Here is a 22589-nt window from a genome sequence, read left to right on the forward strand (position 1 = left end):
ATACAAAAAGGGGACCCCGCGCACCCGCCAGAGCCTCCTGACCCTTGCTGCATTCCTGCCCTGGGGGAGTTCAGAGGATGGACGCCACGCGGAATCCTGCGGTCTAGCCTAGCGCGCCTTGCTTGTCGACGCCAAACCGCTCCCCCGCCACCCAACTCCCCACTCCTCTTCCAAGCGCACTCCCCACCTCAAGCCACTAAATTCTTAAGTTTTTCGCCCTGACCTGGCGATTTTGCTTCATTAGGGGGCTCATGTAATGTTTTCCAGCGGAGGATTCGACTAGCGGCCTATGTCACACGCCTGGAACGCGTGCGGGAGTCACATCCCTCAGGGGTTCAAATCCCCTATCCTCCGCCATTGGGAAGTCCCCTGGATGATGACATCCAGGGGACTTCTTCTTTATCTCGAAGCTAGAGGCCGGTACCCTTCGGAGTTAATGCCTTAATGACCAGGTACCGCGTCTCAACTAGGGAATCAATATGGAGCAGATAGAATCGGTTGACGATTTAAAGAAGGCGTTAAAGGTCGACGACTTACGCCAGATGAGCAGCGAAAAGGTTTTAACTCTTGTCCAACTAATCCAAAAGGGACAAATTAGTTCCGGAGTGCTTTCCGCGCTACTCTCAACCGCACCCAATACGATGGCATCTCTTGCACAAGCAATGGACAACTCCGTCCAGAATGCAGCCACAAGTAACGAGAAAAGCTCAGACAACTTTTACTCCAGTATTGCTTTCACGAAAAGGCTCCTTGCACAAATTGCACAAGATCCAAATGCGAGTGAAGATGCGAGACGAGATGCTCTCGACCGCCTTGAACGGTATGACAACAAGCTTTTCGAACACGATATAAACAACAAACGGTTCAATCTAGAAGCCCTCAAGCTCAACAAGGAAACTCTTGGGGCAATTGCTGCCGGCGTTGCTCTGGTCGCAGTTGCAGCTATAAGCCCTGATGCCCGGAAGGCCATAACAAAGAACGCCCCAAAGGCCCTGTCGGTGGCAAAGCAGATACTGCCGGGCGCTTAGGACCTACAGTTTCGATAGTGCGTCTAACTACGTGACGCGCCAGCGCGCCCAGTTTCTGGCCCAAACACTCGGGCAAAGGAACCAAAGTAAAGGCACCATTTGCGGGGCCCAGGCTGGAAAACCCCAGGTGATTGCATGCGGAGCTTTGCATAAGGTGTCAGTGCTTTGGTTCCTTTGCGGCTGGGCACTCGAGCTGGGCACCCCACCGAACGCCCATGGTCAACCGCCCCTAATCGAACTCGGGGGCCGCGAAACCGTCTTCCTTGAGCCACTCCACGTGCGGCGGGGTGTTCATGCCCCATTCCGTGCGGGCGAGCAGGAAAGCCTCTTTCACCTCGGCCTCGCCATAGCCGCCATCGCGCAAGAACTGACGGAAGCCGCGGGGGCCAGGTTCTTTGATCCACAGCCAGACGTAGTCTTCCAGGGTGTGGTCGCCCAAAATGTCTTCCATGCCTTCTGGCAGCAGCTCACGCCCGGCGCGCACGCGCTCCTCCAAGTCAGCGTCGAAGAAGTCGTAGAGGTAATCCAGGCCGTCTTCCAGCTGGGCGTACTCATAGGCGTCCATTGATTCGCTCCTCTCGCCCTCATTCTTAGTCACGGATCAGCACTCCCCTCAACTGTGTTTCTTTGCGCCGAGGGACATCCGGTCGACGTCGGCAAGCACTTCGTCCACAATCATCGGGTTGAATTCCCTATCGCGGCGCAGGCGCAGCAACTCTTGCTGGGCGCCGGCGAGGGCTGTTCGCCGTGCCGCGAGGGCCACCTCACGGGCCTCGATGGCCATGCGCAGACGAGTTGTAGCGTCCTCACCATCCTCGTCTTCGCCGAGGCGGTCCTCAAACCATTGGGCAATATTTGCCGCAGTGTCGGGGTCCAGTTCCTCATACTTCGCGCGCATCGCAGCGATACCGGCTTTACGCGCGCGGGAGGTAATGGTCGCGCGCATCTTATCCGTGGCTGCCTGCGAATACGTGGTGAGGTCGAGCTGACGCATAAGCCACGGCAGCAACAGGCCGGGAATCACCATGGTCATGAGCAGCACTACGAGGGCGATAACGGTCAACTCATTGTAGAAGCTCAAACCACTCGGAACAGACAGAACCAGCGCAAGAGTCACCAAACCGCGCATGCCGGACCACGTCATAAGCAGCACTTCTTGCAGGCGCAGCGGCGCCAGGCGTGGCTTCCCGCGGCGCCTATTAATGAGATAGAAGGCGTACATCCACACCAAGCGCACGAGGAAAGCAACAACGGACAGGATGACGCCGATGATGACCGCATGCCAGAGGTCCGCGCCCGCAGCGTCGATGGCACTGAACACGGTCAAGCCAATGAGGCCGAAAGCCACACCCGTGAAAAGTAGCTCGACGGTCTCCCAGAATGACTGGCCGGAGAGGCGGTCCTCCGCCTGAATCGGTGCGCGGGAGTGCAGTTCCACCGCGGCAATCACCACCGCGATGACACCGGAGGCGCCGAGCTCCTCCGCAGCGATATACACGGCAAAAGGAATCACCCACGTCAAGGCGTTGCGAGCGACAACCTCGTGAACCGCGCCGACGAACCACGAAGACACGCGCCCCACGACGAGCCCGAGGATGGCGGCTACAGCCGCGGAGTAGAGGAAACGCGTCACCGCTTCCCCGGCGTGCATCTCACCCGAACTCGTCACGGCTTCCAGGGCGAGGTGGAAGGCCACAATAGACGCGGCATCATTAAACAGGCCTTCGATCTGCAGCACGGAAATGATGCGCCGTGGGATACCGGCAGGTTCTGCCACGGCCTCGACGGCCACCGGATCCGGCGGGGCAATCGCGGCGCCGATAAGGATGGCGGCAGCTAGCCCCAAGCCTGGCATGAATGCGCGAGCGGTGAATCCCACCGCAAGGGTCGTAGCCACCACAAGCAGCACGGACAGAGCCAGGATGGTCATCCACTGCTCACGAATAACACCCCACGATGTCCTCCTTGCCAGCGCCCACAGCAATGGCGGCAAGAAGATCGGAAGAATGAGGTCGGCGGGTACGGCGAACTCGAATGTGCCATTCGAAAAAGTGGCGTATACCGAAACCGCCACCGCCGTGAGGATGGTCAGAAGCGCTGGCCAGGGAAGCCCGATCTTGTCCCCCACCGCCATGACAATGACGGTCAACAGCATCAGGCCAATAAGGACAAATAAAACTTCCATACGCGCTTCTTTCCCCGTTTAAGTTTTTCTGTTCTCAGACTACCGTTGTGCGGCCGGCGAGGGAGAGATGCTACACAGCGCCATCCCAGACGAAGGCCTCCCGCGATAGCTTCTCCGGCTGAAACTGTTCGCACAGCTCCTGCACGGAAGAGGCCTCATACCCTATGGATTGGGCCAAGAGCTTGACGACGTCCCCCGCATCCCTACCGTGCCCCTCAACCAGCTGACGCAGGGTCACCGCCCCATCGCGCTTGGACAAACGCACACCCTCAGCGTTGAGCACGAGCGGCACGTGAACGAACTCCGGCTCCGGATAGCCCAGCTTGTGCGCCAAGTATGCCTGACGCGGGGCAGAAGACAGGAGATCATCGCCGCGCACGATCTGATCGACGCCTTGGAAGGCATCGTCGACAACAACCGCCAGGTTATAGGCCCAGTCCATGCCCTGGTTCGGATCCGCCGGGGGCTGGCCGCCGCGGCGCAGGATGAAGTCATCCACCTCCCCGGTGTACTCGCCGGCGAGGTCGTCGTGGATGGTGAAGGAGGAAGCGTCGGCACGCAGGCGTATGGCTGGCACGCGGTTTTGGGCGGCGAGTTCGGCGCGTTTGGCGGCCCGCTGATCGTCGCTAAGCTCGCGGCACGTCCCCGGGTACTGCCCAGGGATGGCATGCGGCGCGCGGGAGGCTTCCTGGATATCTTTGCGCGAGCAATAGCACTCGTAGGTAGGAAGCTGCGCCAAGGCCTCCTCATAAGCCGCGTAGCGATCCTGCTGGTAGATGACTTCCCCGTCCCAGTCCAGGCCGAGCGCGGCGAGGTCCTCCAGCTGGCGCTGCGCCGCCTCCCGCGAGGAGCGCTGCGTGTCAATGTCCTCCACGCGCACAAGGAAGCGGCGCCCGCTACTCCGGGCGTAGAGCCAGGCCAACAACGCCGTACGCAGGTTACCCAGGTGAAGATCGCCGGACGGGCTCGGGGCGTAACGTCCGGCGGGGCTAAGAGAATCCATGGCCACCAGTCTACGAGGAGCCCCGCGCGCACCGGAGTCCTCTACTAGACTCTCCCCCATGGCTTCTGATGCGACGTATCCCCTGCTTGATTCTGCCGACGCCGAAAAAATGCTCGCCTATGCGCGCGCCCAGGCTCCCGGGCTTTCTCTTCCCACCGATGAGTCCGCCCACATTGACGAGCAGATTAGCCGAGTACTCGCAGATGATACTTTCCTAGGCAGCCTGGAAGATGCCGTTCCCGCCGCCCTCTACTTGGAGGCCCGGGAGACCCTCCGCGTGGCCGCCGGCACCATCAAGAACGTCGACGATTCCTTCACCATTGCCGCACTCGGCGCGCTGACCGGACAGCCATCGCTGGTGGCCGCAGGCTATACTCGCGTCGCCCGCGCATGGATGGATCACAACGACACCGAGGAAGCAGAGAAGTTCGCCGCCAAGGCAGCCGCAGCTGGCGATGACACGGCGCTGAATGAGATTTCCTCCGCCCGCATCGCAGCAAGCCACAAGGACTTCTCCGAGTCCGCCCCCGCCAGCGTGGATGCTTCAGCCGACGCCAATAGCCCATCCTCGAGCTTCGGCAACAACGTCTCGCTGGCCGAGCTCCAAGAGCGCCTAGAATCCGCCAAGAGCGGCGAAGCGAAAGCACACGCTGCTGAATTCGTGGCTATCAACGACGCCGTGACCGCAGGAGAATTCGACGGCGCAGGGGCCACGATGGGGGATATCCTCCGTACCATCCTCGAATCCGCCGTGGGCGCGCTGTGGGCATCCGGCTCTGCCGCCGACTGCGAGCGCGTTGCTGCGCAATCCTTCACCATCCTGTCCAACGCGCGCGCGGATGAGGAATACCAGCAGCTCCCGGCACCGATGCTGGCCCGCTTTTACAGCGATGCTGCACAGTACTCCGCTGCGGATATGGAGCAGCGCGTGGCCTGCTTCGCCGCTGCTGCCCGCGAGTTTCAACGCTACGGGGACCTCGACGGCGAGCTACGCTCGATCCTCAAGACCGTGACCCTCGACGTGCAACACCGCGCCCCTGAGGAAGCCTATGACATCCTGGCCTCACGCTACGTGGATTCACTCAAGCTCCAGAGCCTGCCCGTGTCCGCTAAGTGGACCGTCCTTTATTCTGAAAGCCTGCTTTTGCAGGCGCAGGACATGTATAAATCCACCCAGGTTCTGCTCAATTTCTTAGACCGGCACCCTGATACCGAGGCCACGACGCCTTCGGAGCACAACGCTCTCGCGGAAGTCGCCGAGCTCCTAGGTGATCGCCACGCCTCCACCGGCAAGGCCGACCTCGCTCGCAGCATGTACTTCTTGGCGTACAACCTGTTTGAAAAGGCCCACAATGTCCGCGCGCTCGAGGAGCTACGCAAGAAGGCCTAGGCCCCGAGATGCACGAGGCCTAGCCTCATCGCGCCTGGCCGCCGAACCACTGCCGGTTCGCCGGCAGCCACAGCAGCACAATGACCACCGCCGAAGCGATCGACGCGGGCATGACCGAACTTGCCGGGATGAGCAGCACCACGATGGCGCTGATAACGGTCAACGCAATCCGCGCGGATTGCTGCGCATGCAGCACATAAGTGGTGAGGGCACACACCAAGAGAACCAGCGCGCCGAGCACTACTCCCAGCTCGGTGGAAAGCTGGTCCGTGCGGGTTACCGCCGCCGGGCTGTTCTCAAAGGCAATGAGCCGGCAGATGTTGTAGACGGTGTAGCTCGTGATGAAGACCTCCAGCACCGCTGCGATCTTCAACGGCCACGGTGCCCATTGCGCCTTCATATCGGCCGCGCGGCGGGCCTGGCGGACGGTGTCGCTGACCTGCCCATAGCGATAGTCCGGCGCGGGTGCGGCAGGCGAGCCCGGCTGTGGGGTTCCTGGGGACTGCGGGTTGCCGAAGGTCATGACACATCCTCAGCAAAGACGCCGCGTTGACTCAGCAACCAGCGAATGGGATCCAGCACGCGATAGGGCGCAATGCCGCTGCGGGCTAGCTGGCGGCCCGTCGGGGCCTCACCCAACGCGGAGGTCACGAAGAAACTACCGCCACTCGGCGCTGCCGAATAGATCTTGTTGATGAGGTCGTTGGCACCCAAGAAGCGCAACAACGATTCGGCTTCGAGGTGAACCATCCAGCGGTCCGAATCGCGGAAATTCCACCCGGTATCCCGGCGGAAGGCGGAGCCGCGGTTGGCCATGAGCTTCTTCCAGCGCACGTCATCAACTTGTTCCAGCTTCTGCACTGTGTCGAACTTCGAGATGGTCACGGCCAGCGGCGGCGGAGTATCCGTGTCGAGCAACGCCAGCAGGTTATCCAGGACCCGCAAGGAATCCGCACCGAGCTCACCAATATTGGGGATCAGCCCGTGGATAAAGTCCTGAATCTGCTGCACGCGCAGCGGGTCAAAGAGGAAGATCACCAAATCCGCATGGGAGAAGAACGCAAGATTTTCGCGGTCGGCTTCGTTCTCCGGCGGGTTCTCCAAGTCCTCGCCCGCAACGTCGCGGAAGACCAAGTAATTCATGCGCTCGTATCCCTGCCCATCCGGCCACTTGCCGAGCTCAAAAATCAGCGGATCGCGCTGGTAGGCGTCGGTAGCCACCGCACTTGGTGTGGGGTCCATGGCCCGCATCTCCTCAAAGAGCGGCTTTTCATAAACCTCGGCGTAGCGCTCGCGCGTGGATTCATCCGCCGCTTGCACGGAGCGGTTGTGCTTGTGCGCCAGCTGCTTGAGCTGCTTGATCATCACCGCGGTGTAGAGCGACTTACCGGAGTTACGCGCACCGGCCATGGCCACGCAATGTGTCACGGCGTCGGTCCATCCCTGCGGCAGCTCTCGGTTGGTGTAAGGGCTCACCGTCACACCGTCCTCGAGCGGTTTAAAGGTCCATGGGCAACGTGCCTGGCTCATTAGTTCCTCTCTTTCAGCATGGCGGTGACGCGGTCAGTCAATTCCGAAAGCTCCGTGTTGGCGCCGGATTCGAGCTGCTTGACGACGTCCCCATCGATCACCGCATACGCCACATGAGCCGGAGTCCCGTTGATGCGCGCGAGCTCGAGCTCCTGGCGGCCGATGGCACTGGTGATGAGCACAACGGTGGGCACCTGGGTCTCCAGCATGGAGGCCACGGGAGAATCGGTGACGTAGATGACCAGCGAGGACGTGGAGGTGAGAGTCGGCAAGCGCCACGGCCGCTGGCCTACGCGCTCCGCTCCACTATCAATCACACCCGCGATGAAACGGGTGAGCTCATCCACCTTATGGGTCTCGATGCTGTCCTGCCCGTCAGTGGCGCGGAAGTGCCGGAAAGCATCGGAGAGCGCATCGATGTACTTAGCGGCCGCTTCAATGATCTTCGGAGTGACGTTGACCTGCATGGAGGCAGAGCCATCGATGACCACGGTGACATCATCGAGGCCAGCGACGTCCAGCTCCGCGCGGCGCATCTTGGAGCGCACCTCGCGGGCGGAATCTGTGATTCCGGCGCCCTCGGTCGTGCCGAATGCTTCCAAGAGGTAGCTCCCAGATTCCGGGGTGACCTCGGCGAGGCGTTCGGCGGAGTCCTCGGCGGCGTCGATAAGCACGCGCGGGAACGTCACCGAATCACCGGCGTTGCTTACCGTCAGGCGCACCTCGCTGCGCAGGCCGAAGGTCCCATTCCGCTTGGGGCGTACGACGATGGTGGCGCGCTCAGGCAGGGAGTGCACCATGATGGAGAGGTCGTGGACGCGCACGGCATCAACGCCTTCTCCCATAATCGCCAGCTCCATCGAGGCGCCGCCAGTTCCCATCTCGAAGGCTTCAACGCGCAGGATGCCGTCTGAGCCGATGCGGCGGGACTCTCCGTCCCGCAGTGTGTATTTAGCCATGACGCTTCTTCCCTTCTCTTACCTTCCGTGGAATCCCATGTTTCGACCGTGTTCGCCTAGTCCTCCGTGAGCTGCTCCACGGTGCTGCCACGCTGTATGCTGCGCAAAATGCGATGGGGCGGGTTGCTGCTGCGCGCGCGCCGAGCGCTCCGCGAGCAACTGTGTCGTGCGGTCCAGCACCATGGCGACGCGCCCCGTGGCATAGCGCTCGCAATGCTCCGGCACGAATGTTCCTGCAAAATGCATAGCGGTGAGGTGCGCGATGTGCTCGAGCTCGCGGTCCTCCCAGAGCCGCAGCGCATCCTCTGCCAGGAGGTTGAAGTCCCGCGGGAAATAGAACACCCAAGAGGCAACGATTGCGGACATCAGTAACTTGTCCAGCCCCTCACCCAACGAGTTTCTGTCGAGGTAAGCCAACTGGATGGCGCGTCCGCGGTTGGTATCAAGGTGCTCGATCCACCAGCGCGGATCGAAATCCTTGAGCCTATGCCATTCCTCGGCGCTGAGCCCAGGAACATTGGCGTTGCCACCCGATGCCGCTGCCGGCTGCGGATGTGCTTCTTCAGCTGCTAGTGCGGCTTCTGCACTTGGCGACGGCGCCGTTTCTACTGTCGTGGCGAAAGGGTTCTCCTGCGACGTACTCGGCGCGGGGGTATCGAGGGGATTCGGCGGAATACCCGCAGGGCCATGACCCGGGGCCGCAAAAGGCGAGGCGTCTGGGATAGGCGCTCCAAAATCAGCTGGGTCTTCGCCCCAGGAGTCGTCGAAGCTGAGTGCTGCACTCTTCTCAGGCTTGCTGGCTGTTGCAGCGCTCTCTTCCGGTTCCTGTGCTGCACCCGTGCGCTGCTCGGCCTGCTCGTGCTGCGACTCCGGGGCCACGGCCTCAGTTTCTTCCGCAGCACGTGCTTCGTACGCGCTGACATCGGGCAGGGCCTCATCAAGTGCAAACACGACTGGATTGCCGGGGATCGCGGTTTCCTTAAGACGCTGCTTCTCGCTAGGCGGTACCACGAGCATGGTGGACGTACTCAGCGGAAACTCGTTGATGGCGGCGGCCTTCTCAAAAGTGGAGAACCCGAAACCATCCTCCCCCACCTCGCGGGCGGTGGCGGCAATCCACAGCGCCGCCTGATTATCGGGCGCCACGAGAATCACCAGGCCATTGCGGGAATTCAAAACCGTCGCCATGGCGGTGACCAACGCACGATTGAAGCTGGGGTTCGGGTTCGGGGTTACCGCCTTAAACGGTGCGGGCAGCTTCTCTGGATAGCGGAATTCGCCATCCAGAAACTCCTCCAGCAACACATCCGAGTGCAACGGACCGCGCGCCGAGATCTTGGCCGGAATCTGGACTTTGTCCACCTCGTAGATGGAAAAAGGCGCTGGGATATCGGGAGAAAACAGGACCGTCGCCGGCGCCGGCGGAGTGCCCGTGCGCGAAATGGACGTGTAGGTGAAGACGTTTCCGCCGCGGCCTGTCGCATCTAGGCCTGCGGGGACGGAGACCATAGTGACCCACTTTTCCGCCTCAGGAGTGAGAGCAAAAACCGCTGTGCGGCGGACCAGCTCCGCGCGCTGCTGGGCAGAAGGGAAATCCGGTATCGTCGTGCCGTTGTTGAGCGAAGTCGGCACGAAGGACACCAGCTCAGCCAGCTCCTCCTGGGTAATATCGCCGGCCTTCTGGCCCACTCCCCAACCACCGGCACGGCCATTGGCGCGGGAAAAAGATGCATAGCTAAAGGCACCGCCCATAACTACTGGCCTCCTTGGAAGTACTGGTCTTGAGAATAATCCTGGCCATAGTTGTGCTGGTCATAAGCGTTGGGCTCATATCCTTGTTGGCCGTACTGCGGGTCATAGCTGGGAGCTTGGTTCTGCACGGGTGGGGGCAGCATCAACTTGTAAGACACATCGCCTTCCACCACCACGGCTTTATCCAATGCACTCAACGTGGAGGAGGCATCGCTGTAGCTCTCCGAGAAACTACTAAAGACGTCCTCACCGCCGAAACTGTCGAAAGAGGTATCGACCTGGCTATCAAAGCCCTCGACGGCGAACAGACGGATGAATCCCCTACGTTGAATTCGCTCGCCAACTGACACCGTGAAATCTGGGTACTGCCCGCGCATCGGGCCCAGTCCTTGAGCCACGTGTGTGGTGCTCTGCAGGTTGGTCTCCACAATGCCGAGTGCCTCGCCGTCTTCGGGGAAGAGCGGCAGGCGGTCAGCACGGTAGACCACCTGGCAGGAGAACTGGCGCTTGTCGCCATTGCCCAAGCTCCAGAGGAACACCCCGACCTGGCCCTGAGCGTAATCAACCTCGAAGTCATAGGTCACTGGGCGCAGGCCCTCGTACTGAATCACGCGTTCATTGCCCTCAGTGCGTTTGCCCGCGAAGACCGCATAAGGCTTCAGGCGCACGGTATCTCCGTGCTGATCGAGGTGCAGGCGGATTCCTCCTTGAAGGTCGTAATCCTCCTCGCGGATCTGATCGTGCTCGCGATTAGTGGAATACTCCACTGCCGTCGCGCCCTTCGGCCAATCAAATGTAATGAGCTGGCTGTCCACGCGCTCGATGAGACGGAACTGGTCATCCTCAATGGACTGCACGCGCTGCAGCACTTTGGATTCGCCCACCCAGGCATCCGCGTCGTTAAAGTTCACCGGGGTGATGTAGACCTCGTACCAATCCGGCGGCCACGGCACCGTGGTGGTTTGGAAAGAGCCCGGTTCAGACACTCCACGGGTCTCACTGATGGCGCTCGATAGCGCACTTTCGACGTACGTCTTTGGCACCGCGGACGTGCGAAGGTCCGCCTGCGGGGCGTTGGGTGTCAGATAGATCTTTACCTCGCCGGTCTTGGGCGAGTACCAATCAACTTCGATGCTGTCTTGTCCGTATTCGCTGCGGCGCTCACAGCGTGAGAGCTCCAGCTTCTCCAGCTCGCTGGCAAGTTTCACGGAGCGCTGGACGGCAACTTCGTCCTGGCTCTGCTCGGTAGCGCCGTGGAACTCCGCTTGGCCCAGCAACGAGATGACGACGGTCTGCCCGGCTTCCTGCACCGGAATGGTGGCCTTGCGCCCGCTGCTATCCACGTCTTGTTCGAAGCGCGGGGAGAGCTTTTCCTTCTCGCTGTCCCGGCAGGCATAAACCATGGCGCTCGAGTGCCCCGGTAGCAGGTCCCAGGACACCTGGATGGCTCCCTTGATGGTGGATACCTGGACGTTCACCGGTGGGAAGACCACGCCCGTGTCTCCCATGAATACCGGTTGGCTATTGATGAGCTCGCGAAGATCCCGTCCCTTATACGCCCACACCGCGTAGTGGCGCAGACCTGCCTCGCCCGGGGTGTGGTCACGGTAGGCAGTTCCTTTTGTGTAAACGAGGGTGTCACCGGCATCCGGGGAGGCCACCATTTCTGAATCATCGGCGACTACCCGGTAGAACACCACCTCATCCGGCGAGTGCTCAAGCTCGGGCCACCACAGGCGCACCGGATGGCGAAGGTCGTTGTCCTCCGGCTCCGGTTCTGGTTCGATGCCATAGCCAAAGTCCTCGTGAGAATCCTGCGCCAGCGCGTCCTCTTGCGGCACCTCAACTTCAAATTCGATGCCGGGAGCTTCCCAGTTCGGGTCTTGGCGGAACTGATACTCCGCCTTAATCCCAAAGCCCGGGATAGTGATGTAGTCCTCTTCGTTGACCTGGGTCTTCTGTTCTTCCTCGGCCTGCAGTGCCTCCCACTCGGCAAAGAAATCATGCGGCTGTGCCGCTGGCTGTGCCGGTTCTGGTTGAGGCGCGGAGCCTGCCTGCGCCACGCCACCTGCTGCGGTACTAGCTGCAGCGGCACGTTGTGCCTGTTCCCGCTGGCGGGCTTGTTCTTCGGCTCGCGCTGCCTTTTCCTGTGCCGCGCGTTCCTGCGCTGCCTTTTCCTGTGCCGCGCGTTCTTGCGCGGCACGTTCCTGCGCGGCACGTTCTTCCTGGGCCACTGCGGCGTTGCGCGCCTGTGCGCTCAGCTCTGGGTGGGCCACCTCTTCGCCGTTATACGCGGCGGCAATCTGTTCGGCGAACTGCCTAAACGGCGCCGATACGGCCGCGCGCACATCATCGGCGCTCACGCGCTTGAGCTGGTGCAGGGACTTAAGCTCGCTCAGCGGCATATCCGTGATCGAAGGTTTCGGGTTGTGTGTCATCAACGTTCCTTAAGGAGGTCTCGTCAGAAAGTTTCGTCGAGGTCTGAGAGGTCCGGTGCCTCCGGCCGACCAAACGGCGGCTGCGTAGTCGGCCCTTGGTTATCCCCCTGCACCGGCGATTTAAAGCCCATGTGGTCCATGTCATCCAGGTCGTCGAGTGAAAGATCCGCAGGATTCACAAAGGACGGGGCACTCGACGCCGCGTCGGGGATCAAGTACTTGAAATCAGTGATCTTTCCGTACTGCACCACCGTCACAGAGCGCGAGAGCTGGCTGGTCAACGCAGTCTGGCTGTCTACCTCGACGATGCGCGTGCGGGAGCCATCGATTTCGGTATATCCTTCAGCACCACCGGCGCTGGTAAGCGCATTCGGGCTAAAGGCCTGGAGGGCTCCCTTTTCCTGGTTCATGCCGTCGAGGAACTCGGCGGTGCTCTGAACGCGACTTCCGCCTTCCTCGCGGAAGGTCACGCGGCTGAGGTATTGCTGCAAGCTGCGGGTCATGCGCGGATCCGTGATGACCTTCTGCCATTCCTGCTGCTTGTGATCGCGGTCCTGCATGTAGGGGTGGTCAAGGCTGCGGGACAGGTTATCCAACGCAGTGCTGGAGCCGAGGCCAGCCATTCCCCACATCTCATTGAGGGCCACAGCCGAGTGGCCGGTGCGGTTGCGCTCAAAGGTGTCATTCATGTCATCGAGCAGTGACTTAAGCGAACGGTGTGCCCACTCCGTTTGGAAAATATGGGAGCGGATTTCATCCGTCATGCGCACAGCATCGTCACGGTTGAGCACGGCCTGGGCAATGCGGGCATTCTCCGGAAGACCCGACTGCGGCGTCCGCAGGTGATCGCTCGACGTTTCCTTACGCCCAAAGGGCGCGTAAATCGCGCGGCCCAACAGCGCCGACCAGCTCAGGAACTGGTTATAAGCGTTGGAGATGCGGGAGATCTCCGCAGAGGCCGTGGCCAGATTCTGCGCGGCGATCTCTTGGTTGCGGTTCAGCAGCTTTCGCCGCTGCACGTAGTCGAAGATCTCACGCTGTGCCTTGGTAAAGACCGCCCAAGAACACACGAGGAAAAGAAGAACAACCACGATGATGCCCACGACGTACCACGGCCAGTCGAACCACTGCAGGTACTCACCCAGCGGCAAGTCCGGGTTATAGCGGCCAGCCACCATGTAGGTCATCAGGGCAAGCACCACGAAGAGGACGATCCACATCGTGCGCAGCTTCCGGGTCAGTGCTTTGTTCTCCGCGTTGAAATCACGCGCCTGGAAACTATTGGCCAGTTCTTGCAGCTCGCGCGCCTTGGCGTGCGCGTCGCGGTACTTCTGCTGGGCGTGCCCCAGCTTATCCCAGAGGCCCTGGCCTACCTTCCACGCGAAGGTGGTGCTGTTCTTCGCTCGCCAGGAGGCAAACTCGTGCTTCTTGCGGCTGACCGCTTCATTGCGGGTCTGCTGGCTGGTGTACTCGATGTCGGCGGCAAAACGCTCAGCGCCCACCGGATCGAAAGGCGCGACGGTTGCTTGGGACTCGTGCGTATAGCCCAACGTGCTGGTCATGAGCGGATGGAAGCCCTCAAAAGAAGCGCTGACATCCTGCACGGACTGGCCACCGTACTGCACGATGTACATGTTGCCCTGGTTATTGCGCAGGCCCTTGGTATCGATGCTGTCGCGCCAGGAACCGTCGACAAGCCCCAGTGCGTAGTCGTGGTAGGCCTCCCACGTGCGCGAGAGCTGCGGTTCCTGGCCCAAGGAAAAGTGCTGCTCCCGGGCGACTCGCATGGTGTGCTCACTGGCTTGGCGCAGCTCGTCGACGCTCGTTGCGCCACTGCCCTTGCCGGAGTGCCCAGCCAAGACAACCTCCACGCTGGAGTCTTGGCCATAGAGCATCTTCTGCAGGAAGGTGGCGGCGTTCTTGTTCATCGCACCGCGCTGGCCCTCGACCCAATCCTGCGGCTTGCCCACCACAGTAGACCAGTACAGGCGCAGATTATCCTTCAGCGCCGCCCAGCCGCTGACCTTGTGAGATTGCAGCTCCTCATAAGCGGTCGGAGCGCTCACCAACGGGGAAATCTCCTGGTTGATGAACATCTGAGCGCACTGATCCGTCAGCTGTTCCGGATTGGCGTAGTGCACGGCGCGCGAAATGTTATTGACCTGCGGCTGCGGCAAGCGCTGACTGGGATCGAAAACGGCCTTCCTGACCTTGTCCTCGATATCACTGGCATCGATGGTGCGGTGGAAGGCGCGCACCAGACGGAAGCGCTGCCGGTCGCCTGTTTCGATGACGCGGTGAGTTTCTGGATCCAACACGGCCGGCTCGGGCATCCCGCGCCATAAACCAAAGATGCTGGCTACGGCCGGGGCTGCGAACTGGGCAAGCTCGAAGCCATCTGCGGTGCGCTTGATCGGGCGAATGCGCGAGGAGGCCGGGGTCCCGCCCTCTTCTGGGGAGAGCACGAGGTTGCTCCAGCCCTGCAGCGGCGCGATGTCCACGCTCTCGCGCGGAAGGGCTGACAACAACAGGCGCACGCGCAGGTTGGAGGCCTGAATCAGGCGCTGGTCGACGGCCCCGACCCACTCCGTGAGCTTGTCGACGTCCTGCGGTTGTTCCGCATCCATCGGGTCAATGGTGGCGAGGAGGACGTCCCCGCTGAAGCTGCGGAGGGCCTCGTCGAGCGTCGACAAGCGCGCCGTGCCCTCCTCCGTAAAGGAGCGCACAACAGCTCCACTGGTGGGGTGGGCATAGTCGATCCAGAGGAAGTCCTGCAGCAGGCCGACCGCACGCAAGTCACAAAGGCGGGAGCGGATGTCATCCGCGGTGGCGCCGTGTCCGAAAATAATTACGTTCGTCATTAGAAGGTGTCATCCAGGTCGTTGAGGTTGAATTCCGGAGCGAGGTCCTGGCCAAAGCCAGAATCGGAGCTGCGCACCTGCGGGGCAGGCTGGGCGACGGGGTTCTCCGCCACCGTTTTGGCCTGATTCAGGTAGTTGCGGATGACCGGGACCATCTCGATGACGTCTAGCGCCAAGTCACGGTAGTACGGCGTATGCGAGGCGACTTCGCGGGAGCGTACCTCCGCAAAGGGCTTTTCCTTACGTCCCTGTCCCGGCAAGGAGTTGGTGTGGCCCGGCACGAAGTGATCTGCGCCGCGGGCGAACTTATCCAGCTCCTCCACGAAGGATTCGTAGCGGTCCTGGATGGAGGTACCCATAACACCACGGTTCGGGGCTTCACCGGATGCCAAGAACTGCGCGAGGCGGTGGACCACCGGGTGCGTGGACGCACCGGAGTGGGCGAAGTCTAGGCCGTCGTCGAAAAGCCCGCGCAACAGCTGGTATGGGTAGAGCGAAGAGGCAAAACCATAGTGTCCGGTTTCCTGCACCTTCGCGTAGGCGATGAAGATGGACTCCAGAACCGAAGGCATCCAGTCAGACTTCTTGATCATGCGGCGCGGCGAGATAAGCAGCGGGTCTGGGAAATCAACCCATCCATTCACGCCGCCATCCGTGTCATCGAAGATGTGGGCCGCTGCGTTGGCTGCATCGGCGTTGGAGATGTAAACGCGGCCGGTAATGCGTCCGATGATCCAGCCGGCCACCATGGCCTGGCGCTCCGTCTTCGTCAGCGGCAGGGCTGCTGGCAGCGGGCGGGTGCGGCGCTCCGACCACCAGGAACCGTCGAAATTGTCCTGCTTCTCGATGTCCTTGGCGATGTAGTTAAACATGGACGAGAAGACGATCGGCGAGTAGTTGGGGTAGGAACCGAAGATCTCGATGTGCTGAACGTGGTCTGACATGTTCAGCGAGTTGCGCAGAGCCACCGTGGAAGGCCCGTCAATCTCCGGGCGGCTAAGCACCGACTCCAGCTGGGAGGCAATGCCGGTCTCCGCAGAACCCAGCTCCGCAAACGGGATATCGGAGAAGGAGTAGGTGTACTGCACGGACTTGCCGTGGATACGCTGAACCATGTCATCGTTGACGGCAGCCAAGGGGCGGGCATAGCTCAGGGCCAGCTGGAAAGCCTCGACGAACCGGCGCTGACGCTGCGCGTGCTCGACCTCGTTGATATCCGGGGTAAGGGTGAGGTAGCGGCGCAGATCCACCGAGTTGAACTTCTGGAACTCATAATCACGGCGGTTAATCCACTGGCGCGAGCGCTCCAGCAAATCAGTTGGGCGAATCTTGGCGCGGTAGTGCGCGCGCTGGGATTCGCGGGATTCACCACTTTGCGGATGGCGCGAGAGGTACTTGGACACCCAGCCAGCACGGTTGGAGTAAGCATCATTGGTGCGCTTCTGCGGGGCCAGGGTGTCATTCGGCGCCTGGGCCGCATCGAGCGATTCCCATTCACCGCGGATGACCGCACGCACCGCGAAAGGATAAGCCTGCTCGTAGTTAGTGACATCCGAGGTGGACTGCTGGCCCTGGATGGTACGCAGCATCTGGTCACGGTAGTCCGAGATGAAGCTGTTGACGTCGGTCAGCATGATTTCGTTCTCGGCGCCCTTGAAGCGGGTTTCCACGACCTCATCGAGCTCCGTCGGCCACGAGTTGACCTCGTCAGTGCGGACGTCAGCCAACTTGTTGGTCTCCGGGCGCTTCGACACGGCCTTCTCAAGCACCGCGTGGGCATCTCCCAGCTCGCGCTTGAGGTGGAAGAGGTTCTCATCGGCGTAGTCCTGCAGGACATCCTTGAGCAGGTGAGCAATGGCCATGAGGGCGTAGCTGTAGAACTGGTTGAAGTACAGGCCCATCAGAGCATTGACCGTAGGAGTCGGGTCCGTCATCTGGCCCTTGCCGGTCAACGGGCTGAGGATAGGGTCCGCGCCTTCTGGCTTCGCCAGCACGCGGGTGTTTTGGTAGTAGCCGGAGTACTCAGCCAGGCGCGGCAGGAGGCGGTCGGAGTTGGTGAGCACGTCCGTGATCTTGGAGAGCATCTCGCGCACATAGGGCACGCCCACCGCAGCGAGCTCCGACTCCACGGTGGCGAGGACACCATCGCTGAAGAAGTTGGCGTAGCGGTAAACAATGTCATAGGCGGCATTGTTCAGAACAGATGCGATGGCCTGTTCATTGCGAGGATCGGCCATGTTGCCCTCGAACTCTTCACGCCATTCGTTGACGTTACGGCCCTGGCCCACCGGAATGAAGTTCTGCAGGTGCTTCGCAGCACTATCCGCGGCCTGCTGGGCCTGGCCACCAAAGACGCTGTTGAGCCAATTCCACACGGTGCCGCTATCAATCTGGCCGCCTTGTGCCCAGGAGGGATCAAGCGTCATAGAGCTAAAGGCATTGGGCAGACGCTCCTCCAGCTTCTTAGCAATCTGCATCTCGCCGGCCTCGGGGTTCTGCGGGTCGAGGTGCCCGTTGAAGAGGCGCTCGAAGGCGCTGCGGGCCAGACGCTGGGAAGAGTATTCGGCAAAGCGGTCGCGGCCCATCGAAACCTGGGCATAACCCAGCGAACCCCAGGGCAGGCGACCCCACGGCGTCCCGTCTGGGCGATCCCAGCCGAAAAAGCGGCGGCCGCCGTCACCGGCCGGAGTATTGGTCAGCGCGTAGGACACGAGGTTATCGCTGGCCTTGGTGGAAGCCATCAACCCCGCCAACGCGCGGCCCAGGCCGCGATAGATGGACATGGCGGAACCATCGCCGAAGCGAGCGCTGGTGGTGCCCATCTTGGAACCGATGGGGAAAATACGGCCGAAGGTCTGCCCCTCCGGCGGGGTGCCCATGTCGAAGGCCTCGAAGATGGCGCGGTCATGCTCGTAGGCATTACCCATTTGCGCGGCGACGACCTCACCGAACATGGCCAGCGAGTTCGGCCATGCACCGGCCATGTCATCCGCCTTGTTATCGGCGAAGATCTCCGGGGTGTACATGAAGATGAGGGTGCCCTGCGGGTTCACGTTCGGGATGGTAGTGAGCACGCGGCACACATCCAGGAACATCGAGGCGCCCGCGCCACCCGCCATGGAGGAGACAACGAGGACAACCGGCTGGGAATCACCGGTATCAGAATCCAGCTTGGTCTGTTTGTAGTTAAGACGGTTGAGCTCCTGGATCGCCTCCTGCGTGAACATCTCGTCCACCGCTTCCTTAAGCGACTGGCGGATCTTCTTGAGATTCGGCAGCGTCAGCATGCGGCCAATCGCGCGATACTGGCCGGCACCATCAGCCAGCTTCACGTCGTTGGTGGAGGGGTTGCGCGTGGCCCACGTTGCAATCTCACCGAGCTTGCCGGCACGGCCCAGGGTGCTGGACACGCCTTCGTCGAAGGAGTTGTAGTTCTGGCGCGCACCAATGCCCACGTAGTGGCCACCGTTTTGGGTTACATTCGGCAGCTTCTGCGGTCCAGCCTCCTCTTCGAGCGGCACGTCGATGTTGACGAACTGCCATGCCTTGGGCAGCTCGGTCATGTCCGGGTCAATGCTTCGCAGCTCGGCCTTGAGCTGATCCATCATGAACGCCAGTGTCTTGGCGCCGGAGCCACCGCAACCGACGACGAGGAACTTCTTCATCTTTAACTACCTTTCGAAGGGGAGGTTCGCTTCTGTGCTGTTTATGGCTGTTGTGTACTGCTCTACCGGCTTAGCCCCGGGAGCCGAAACCCGGGCTTGGGGGCCAGCCGCCGTTGGTACCAGGGTTACCAGGATTACCCGGGCGCTGCTGGCCTGGTTGCCCAAAGCCAGAGCCCCCACCAAAGCCAGAGCCCCCACCAAAGCCAGTGCCACCGCCAACCCCGGTGCCACCGCCAACGTTTGGCGTTCCGCCGAAGCCGGGGCTTCCCGGCCCGTTCGCACGCCCTTGCTGGCCGTGAGGTGACGGGCCGGAAGGCTGGGACTGGCCGAATCCACCAGGTTGCGGAGCACCCTGCTGCGGTCCACGTTGCGGCGGCGGACCGCTCGGCGGCTGGGAGCCAGGCTGGTTCTGCTGGACCGGCTGCCCCGGTTGGCCGGACTGCGGCGGTGTCTGTGCCTTGTCGGGCTTCTCGGCAGGGAATTCGACTTGGTCAAAGAGTTGCAGGGCCTGGCGGCTGATCTCCTTCGACATCTCGTCATACGCGCTGGCCTGGGCCAGCGTATCGATGGTCATGACAATCTCACCGGAATCGCGGTCCTTCTCGTTGCCCACGAAGAACCACGTGTTCTGCACCGCAAGCGGCAGAACTGCCCGGTAGCCGGACTTCTTACCCTTGCCGGAAATAGTGCCATCGCGCTGGACCTCCACGTAGGCGGCGGTAAACGGGCTCAGCCCCATCTTTACCTTGGCATCGTTGCTGCCCAAGCGAGCAGAGCGTCCGGTGGTCTCTACCGGAACAGCGCCCTGGAACTCTTCCTTGGACACCGCGAACGGGCGGCCATTGTCGGTGCGCACGAGGTTAGCGCCCTCGCGGCGTACCGGGATGGTCTTCGCAAACATTCGGGGCTTTTCCGGAATACGGCCGCTAACCCACTTCATGAGGTACAAGATGGCCAGCGGAATCAGCAGCGCAAGCAACACCGCGAGGACAAAGGAGAGGCCGAAAGCGGACTTGCTCAGTGGCGCAGTCATGGAACCCTGCAGCGTCAGCGGCAGCTCCATTTGCTGGTTATCCTCAGCAGACTGCAGGTTGATCACCGGATCCACGCGCAGCGGGCCATCCGCCATCTCTTCAACGCTCAACGTCACCGGGATGGTCGCCTTTTCGTCCTTGGAGAGCTCCAGCGCGGAATCCTCCGAGTTGTGCTTGGAACTCACCGCAACGGCAGGAACTCCCGAGGGGAGCATCCCGTCAGCGGAATCCACGGTCTGGTCTGCTACCCATACCTTGCCGGGGCCGGTCACCGGGACGTCGACAGTAACTTCTTTCTCCGTCATGGTGATCGTCTGCGCCGAGCCCACAGTCGGCATATTGACCGGGGTAACCGTCAGCGGCGTTTCCGCGTTGATGGGGTCCAGCTTCGAACCCGGGCGCTCACCTGTGTCCTTGGTGGTGATTTCCACGCGGGTCACGAGCTGACCGGATGCTGCGTTTTCCACCTTCTCCAGCGGAATGTCTACTGGCTGCCCATCGGTGATGGGGGCATTGTCCACGAGGGTAACCGGGGAACCATCCTCCGGCACGAACTCCGCATGAAGGGTTCCCTGGCCCTCCAGCGCACGGGGCTCGCCGTGGCCATCGACCAACTGTCCCTTCAAAACCTGGTCAGAGTTGATGCCGCCTTCTACCTTGGCGCCATCTTCCGTCTTGAGGTCCAGGTTAAGGCCCGGCACCATGACAACGGATGCGAGGTACTCGCCTTCGGTCCCCTCTGCCACCTTGTAGCCAAAAGTCCACGCGCCTGCCCAGGAATCGCCGTCCTTTTCCATCGCGATATCAACCATGCCCGGCAGCTTGTTGTTCTCCGTCACGGAGACCTTCGCACCAGCGACGCTTGTGGTATCCGGCTTGAGTTCCACGGTTTCGCCATCGGGGCCCGTCAGAGTTGGGATGAGATCGTCCTCACCCACCGAGTTCTTCGGTACTGCTGACAAACGCACAGGGGATACGGAGTCATCGAGGACGAAATCAAACTGGTCTTTGAAGTTGCCGTCCTTGGTTACACCACCCGAGGTGGGGATGAGGTTACGGAAGGCCGCGAACAGTGCTGCCGGGTCCTCACCCGCGTCGAAGAATGCACCATTCGGCGCACCCTGGCCGCAGTCTTCCCCCTCCGCCATGCGGGTGAGCTGGCGGACCTGGTCCTGGGCTTCCGCCGCCGGAACGAGTCCCACGTTAAAGAGGCGGATATTGGAGTTACGGAAGGCGGTGACAGAGGAATTGACCTCACACAGCTTGTCCTGTGCACCCTGGAGATCGTTGGCCTCGGCGTCGGTGTAGTACTTGCCATCGGTAAAGAACACGATGCCGCGGCAGCTACTTCCTTGGTGAGACGCCAGTTCCTTTAACGCGCCTTTATAAGCCGCGCCGTAGTTGGTTTCGAGGTCCGCTACGCGGTCCTCCTTGCGGAACTTGTCCAACTCCCCCTGCAGGGCATCACCGTTTCCGGAGACATTGGTCCACCCGCCGTACTCAGCCGGATCGCTGTAATAGTCAGAACCAAAGCCAGCGAGTTTCACGTTGATGTCTGCGCCGTTATCTTCCCCGAGGTGTGCCAGCTGCTTCACGATGTCCCCCGTGGCATCGACGCGGAAGGCATCGGCGTCCGTCGGCTGAGAGCCTTCATAGCCCACCAACGACGCTGATTGGTCAAGAACAAAAAGCAGGTCCGCAGACTTCTCGCTGGCAATACAGGAGCCGAAATCGGACAGGTTCTTTTGTGAAACCTCAGAGAGCGAGGATTCGGAACCGATTCCCTCAGGGCTTTCTTCCGGCTGGGCTTCAGGGGCCGCAGGGGCTTCCGGAGGCGGCGGAGCGTCCTGCGCTACCGCGCCTAAGCTGCCACCGAATCCAGCGATAGTCACCGCCGCGGATAGGGCAAGTGCACGAGTGAGTTTCTTCATTAGGCGCCAACCGCCTTTCCTACGTAGAAGGCGATTTCCACCGCAGCGACAATGACAAGGACAAAGCTTCCACCCATAATGACGCGGTAGAGCAAGGTTTGCGTCGTATCCTCAATATAAAAGGTCTCAGCCTGGCGCTGCGTGTTCTTCAGCGTGTACAGGCCCAAGAGGATGAAGGACACGATTCCAGCCAAGAGCCATCCCCCGATTGCCAGGCCGAAGAAAAGGCCTTCCGTCGGAGCGGCGAGCAGCGGCGCAAGAATCAACAGGATCAGCGCGATGACCGCGGATACGCCAGCGGCAATGAGCAGCGGCCACGGCCCCTTCGTTGGGCTCGTCGGTGTTGCCACCTGACGGCGGTAATCCGGCGCGGGCGAGGAATCACCGAAACCATCCGGCGAGCCCGGCGCGCCAAAGGAGCCGCCCGCGCCCGAACCGGAGTTAAAACCCAGAGAGGGCTTCTGCGCAGGATTCTGGGAAGGATTCGGGGCGCCAAAACCGCCGAAGCCCCCAGCCCCAGTGGGCGAGCCAAACCCGGAGCCAGAACCAGGCGCGGATCCTGTACCTGGCCGGTTAGCACCTTGGGGCGGGCGCCCGCCAAACTGTGGTGAGGAGCCTGGGGAACCAAACGTCATATCGATGACCTTCCCTTGTACGAAGTTGGGCCACCGGCAAACCTGGTGCCTCCCCCATCTAGCGACGCAGAAGGTAGAAGATCAGCCGGAAAGCTCTAAGGACTAGAAACCAAGGTAGCCGCACCCCCTGACACGACATGCCCGTCACGAACCTCGGACTTCGAACGCCCCGAATCTC

14 protein-coding genes, 1 tRNA gene and 1 other RNA gene are annotated in these 22589 nt (G+C 61.3%); 3 read left to right on the forward strand and 13 right to left on the reverse strand.

What is annotated here, in order from left to right; translation table 11 throughout:
* Positions 1 to 2 precede the first annotated feature (2 nt).
* Positions 3 to 101, reverse strand: an RNA gene (gene ffs, locus HMPREF2912_RS02270) — signal recognition particle sRNA small type.
* Positions 102 to 268: 167 nt separating this feature from the next.
* Here ffs and HMPREF2912_RS02275 point away from each other — a divergent pair.
* A tRNA-Ser gene (locus HMPREF2912_RS02275) sits at positions 269 to 357 on the forward strand.
* Between the two features lie 122 nt (positions 358 to 479).
* The gene (locus HMPREF2912_RS02280) at positions 480 to 1028 is read left to right on the forward strand and encodes a hypothetical protein (RefSeq protein WP_246816450.1); all 549 of its coding nucleotides are present in this window, start codon (positions 480 to 482) and stop codon (positions 1026 to 1028) included.
* A 229-nt stretch (positions 1029 to 1257) separates the two neighbouring features.
* On the opposite strand, the gene HMPREF2912_RS02285 is transcribed toward HMPREF2912_RS02280, so the two are convergent.
* From HMPREF2912_RS02285 to gluQRS, 3 genes are all read right to left on the reverse strand, one after another.
* A complete protein-coding gene (locus tag HMPREF2912_RS02285; protein WP_070564258.1) occupies positions 1258 to 1593 on the reverse strand; it encodes a hypothetical protein in 336 nt (111 codons plus the stop codon).
* A gap of 48 nt (positions 1594 to 1641) precedes the next feature.
* A complete protein-coding gene (locus tag HMPREF2912_RS02290; protein WP_070564255.1) occupies positions 1642 to 3213 on the reverse strand; it encodes a cation:proton antiporter in 1572 nt (523 codons plus the stop codon).
* Positions 3214 to 3283: 70 nt separating this feature from the next.
* Positions 3284 to 4216, reverse strand: coding sequence for a tRNA glutamyl-Q(34) synthetase GluQRS (gluQRS, locus tag HMPREF2912_RS02295; RefSeq protein ID WP_070683161.1), 933 nt, complete (start codon positions 4214 to 4216; stop codon positions 3284 to 3286).
* Between the two features lie 58 nt (positions 4217 to 4274).
* Between gluQRS and HMPREF2912_RS02300 the strand changes: the two genes are divergently transcribed.
* Entirely contained in the window at positions 4275 to 5606 is a 1332-nt protein-coding gene (locus HMPREF2912_RS02300) for a hypothetical protein (protein WP_070683135.1), read from the forward strand.
* A 25-nt stretch (positions 5607 to 5631) separates the two neighbouring features.
* Here HMPREF2912_RS02300 and HMPREF2912_RS02305 read toward each other — a convergent pair whose 3' ends face one another.
* From HMPREF2912_RS02305 to HMPREF2912_RS13150, 9 genes are all read right to left on the reverse strand, one after another.
* Positions 5632 to 6129, reverse strand: coding sequence for a hypothetical protein (locus HMPREF2912_RS02305; RefSeq protein WP_070683136.1), 498 nt, complete (start codon positions 6127 to 6129; stop codon positions 5632 to 5634).
* Complete coding sequence (locus HMPREF2912_RS02310) at positions 6126 to 7136, reverse strand: TRAFAC clade GTPase domain-containing protein (protein ID WP_070683137.1); 1011 nt, start codon at positions 7134 to 7136, stop codon at positions 6126 to 6128. Before HMPREF2912_RS02310 ends, HMPREF2912_RS02305 begins: the two co-directional genes overlap by 4 nt.
* On the reverse strand, positions 7136 to 8095 hold the full coding sequence (locus tag HMPREF2912_RS02315) for a hypothetical protein (RefSeq protein WP_070533825.1): 960 nt from the start codon (positions 8093 to 8095) through the stop codon (positions 7136 to 7138). Before HMPREF2912_RS02315 ends, HMPREF2912_RS02310 begins: the two co-directional genes overlap by 1 nt.
* An 18-nt stretch (positions 8096 to 8113) precedes the next feature.
* Positions 8114 to 9847 carry a GAP1-N2 domain-containing protein gene (locus HMPREF2912_RS02320; RefSeq protein WP_070683138.1) on the reverse strand — a complete coding sequence of 578 codons (1734 nt, stop codon included), beginning with the start codon at positions 9845 to 9847 and terminating at the stop codon, positions 8114 to 8116.
* 2 nt (positions 9848 to 9849) lie between these two features.
* Positions 9850 to 12285: a SaeA-related protein gene (locus tag HMPREF2912_RS02325; protein ID WP_070683139.1), complete on the reverse strand. Its 2436-nt coding sequence runs from the start codon at positions 12283 to 12285 to the stop codon at positions 9850 to 9852.
* Between the two features lie 23 nt (positions 12286 to 12308).
* On the reverse strand, positions 12309 to 15146 hold the full coding sequence (locus HMPREF2912_RS02330; protein WP_070683140.1) for a hypothetical protein: 2838 nt from the start codon (positions 15144 to 15146) through the stop codon (positions 12309 to 12311).
* Complete coding sequence (locus HMPREF2912_RS02335; RefSeq protein WP_070683141.1) at positions 15146 to 18811, reverse strand: tubulin-like doman-containing protein; 3666 nt, start codon at positions 18809 to 18811, stop codon at positions 15146 to 15148. Before HMPREF2912_RS02335 ends, HMPREF2912_RS02330 begins: the two co-directional genes overlap by 1 nt.
* 70 nt (positions 18812 to 18881) lie before the next feature.
* Positions 18882 to 21776 (reverse strand): vWA domain-containing protein, encoded by a 2895-nt coding sequence (locus tag HMPREF2912_RS02340; RefSeq protein ID WP_070683142.1) that lies wholly within the window; start codon positions 21774 to 21776, stop codon positions 18882 to 18884.
* Positions 21776 to 22411, reverse strand: coding sequence for a hypothetical protein (locus tag HMPREF2912_RS13150; RefSeq protein WP_246816451.1), 636 nt, complete (start codon positions 22409 to 22411; stop codon positions 21776 to 21778). Before HMPREF2912_RS13150 ends, HMPREF2912_RS02340 begins: the two co-directional genes overlap by 1 nt.
* Between the last annotated feature and the right edge of the window lie 178 nt (positions 22412 to 22589).

Source organism: Corynebacterium sp. HMSC056E09, from assembly GCF_001813425.1.
Lineage (GTDB): Bacteria > Actinomycetota > Actinomycetes > Mycobacteriales > Mycobacteriaceae > Corynebacterium > Corynebacterium hesseae.

What these genes read in the sequence shown, in the direction of transcription:
- HMPREF2912_RS02280 (WP_246816450.1), top strand. Translation starts at nt 480, where the DNA reads ATGGAGCAGATAGAATCGGTTGACGATTTAAAGAAGGCGTTAAAGGTC.
- HMPREF2912_RS02285 (WP_070564258.1), bottom strand. Translation starts at nt 1,593, where the DNA reads ATGGACGCCTATGAGTACGCCCAGCTGGAAGACGGCCTGGATTACCTC.
- HMPREF2912_RS02290 (WP_070564255.1), bottom strand. Translation starts at nt 3,213, where the DNA reads ATGGAAGTTTTATTTGTCCTTATTGGCCTGATGCTGTTGACCGTCATT.
- gluQRS (WP_070683161.1), bottom strand. Translation starts at nt 4,216, where the DNA reads ATGGATTCTCTTAGCCCCGCCGGACGTTACGCCCCGAGCCCGTCCGGC.
- HMPREF2912_RS02300 (WP_070683135.1), top strand. Translation starts at nt 4,275, where the DNA reads ATGGCTTCTGATGCGACGTATCCCCTGCTTGATTCTGCCGACGCCGAA.
- HMPREF2912_RS02305 (WP_070683136.1), bottom strand. Translation starts at nt 6,129, where the DNA reads ATGACCTTCGGCAACCCGCAGTCCCCAGGAACCCCACAGCCGGGCTCG.
- HMPREF2912_RS02310 (WP_070683137.1), bottom strand. Translation starts at nt 7,136, where the DNA reads ATGAGCCAGGCACGTTGCCCATGGACCTTTAAACCGCTCGAGGACGGT.
- HMPREF2912_RS02315 (WP_070533825.1), bottom strand. Translation starts at nt 8,095, where the DNA reads ATGGCTAAATACACACTGCGGGACGGAGAGTCCCGCCGCATCGGCTCA.
- HMPREF2912_RS02320 (WP_070683138.1), bottom strand. Translation starts at nt 9,847, where the DNA reads ATGGGCGGTGCCTTTAGCTATGCATCTTTTTCCCGCGCCAATGGCCGT.
- HMPREF2912_RS02325 (WP_070683139.1), bottom strand. Translation starts at nt 12,285, where the DNA reads ATGACACACAACCCGAAACCTTCGATCACGGATATGCCGCTGAGCGAG.
- HMPREF2912_RS02330 (WP_070683140.1), bottom strand. Translation starts at nt 15,146, where the DNA reads ATGACGAACGTAATTATTTTCGGACACGGCGCCACCGCGGATGACATC.
- HMPREF2912_RS02335 (WP_070683141.1), bottom strand. Translation starts at nt 18,811, where the DNA reads ATGAAGAAGTTCCTCGTCGTCGGTTGCGGTGGCTCCGGCGCCAAGACA.
- HMPREF2912_RS02340 (WP_070683142.1), bottom strand. Translation starts at nt 21,776, where the DNA reads ATGAAGAAACTCACTCGTGCACTTGCCCTATCCGCGGCGGTGACTATC.
- HMPREF2912_RS13150 (WP_246816451.1), bottom strand. Translation starts at nt 22,411, where the DNA reads ATGACGTTTGGTTCCCCAGGCTCCTCACCACAGTTTGGCGGGCGCCCG.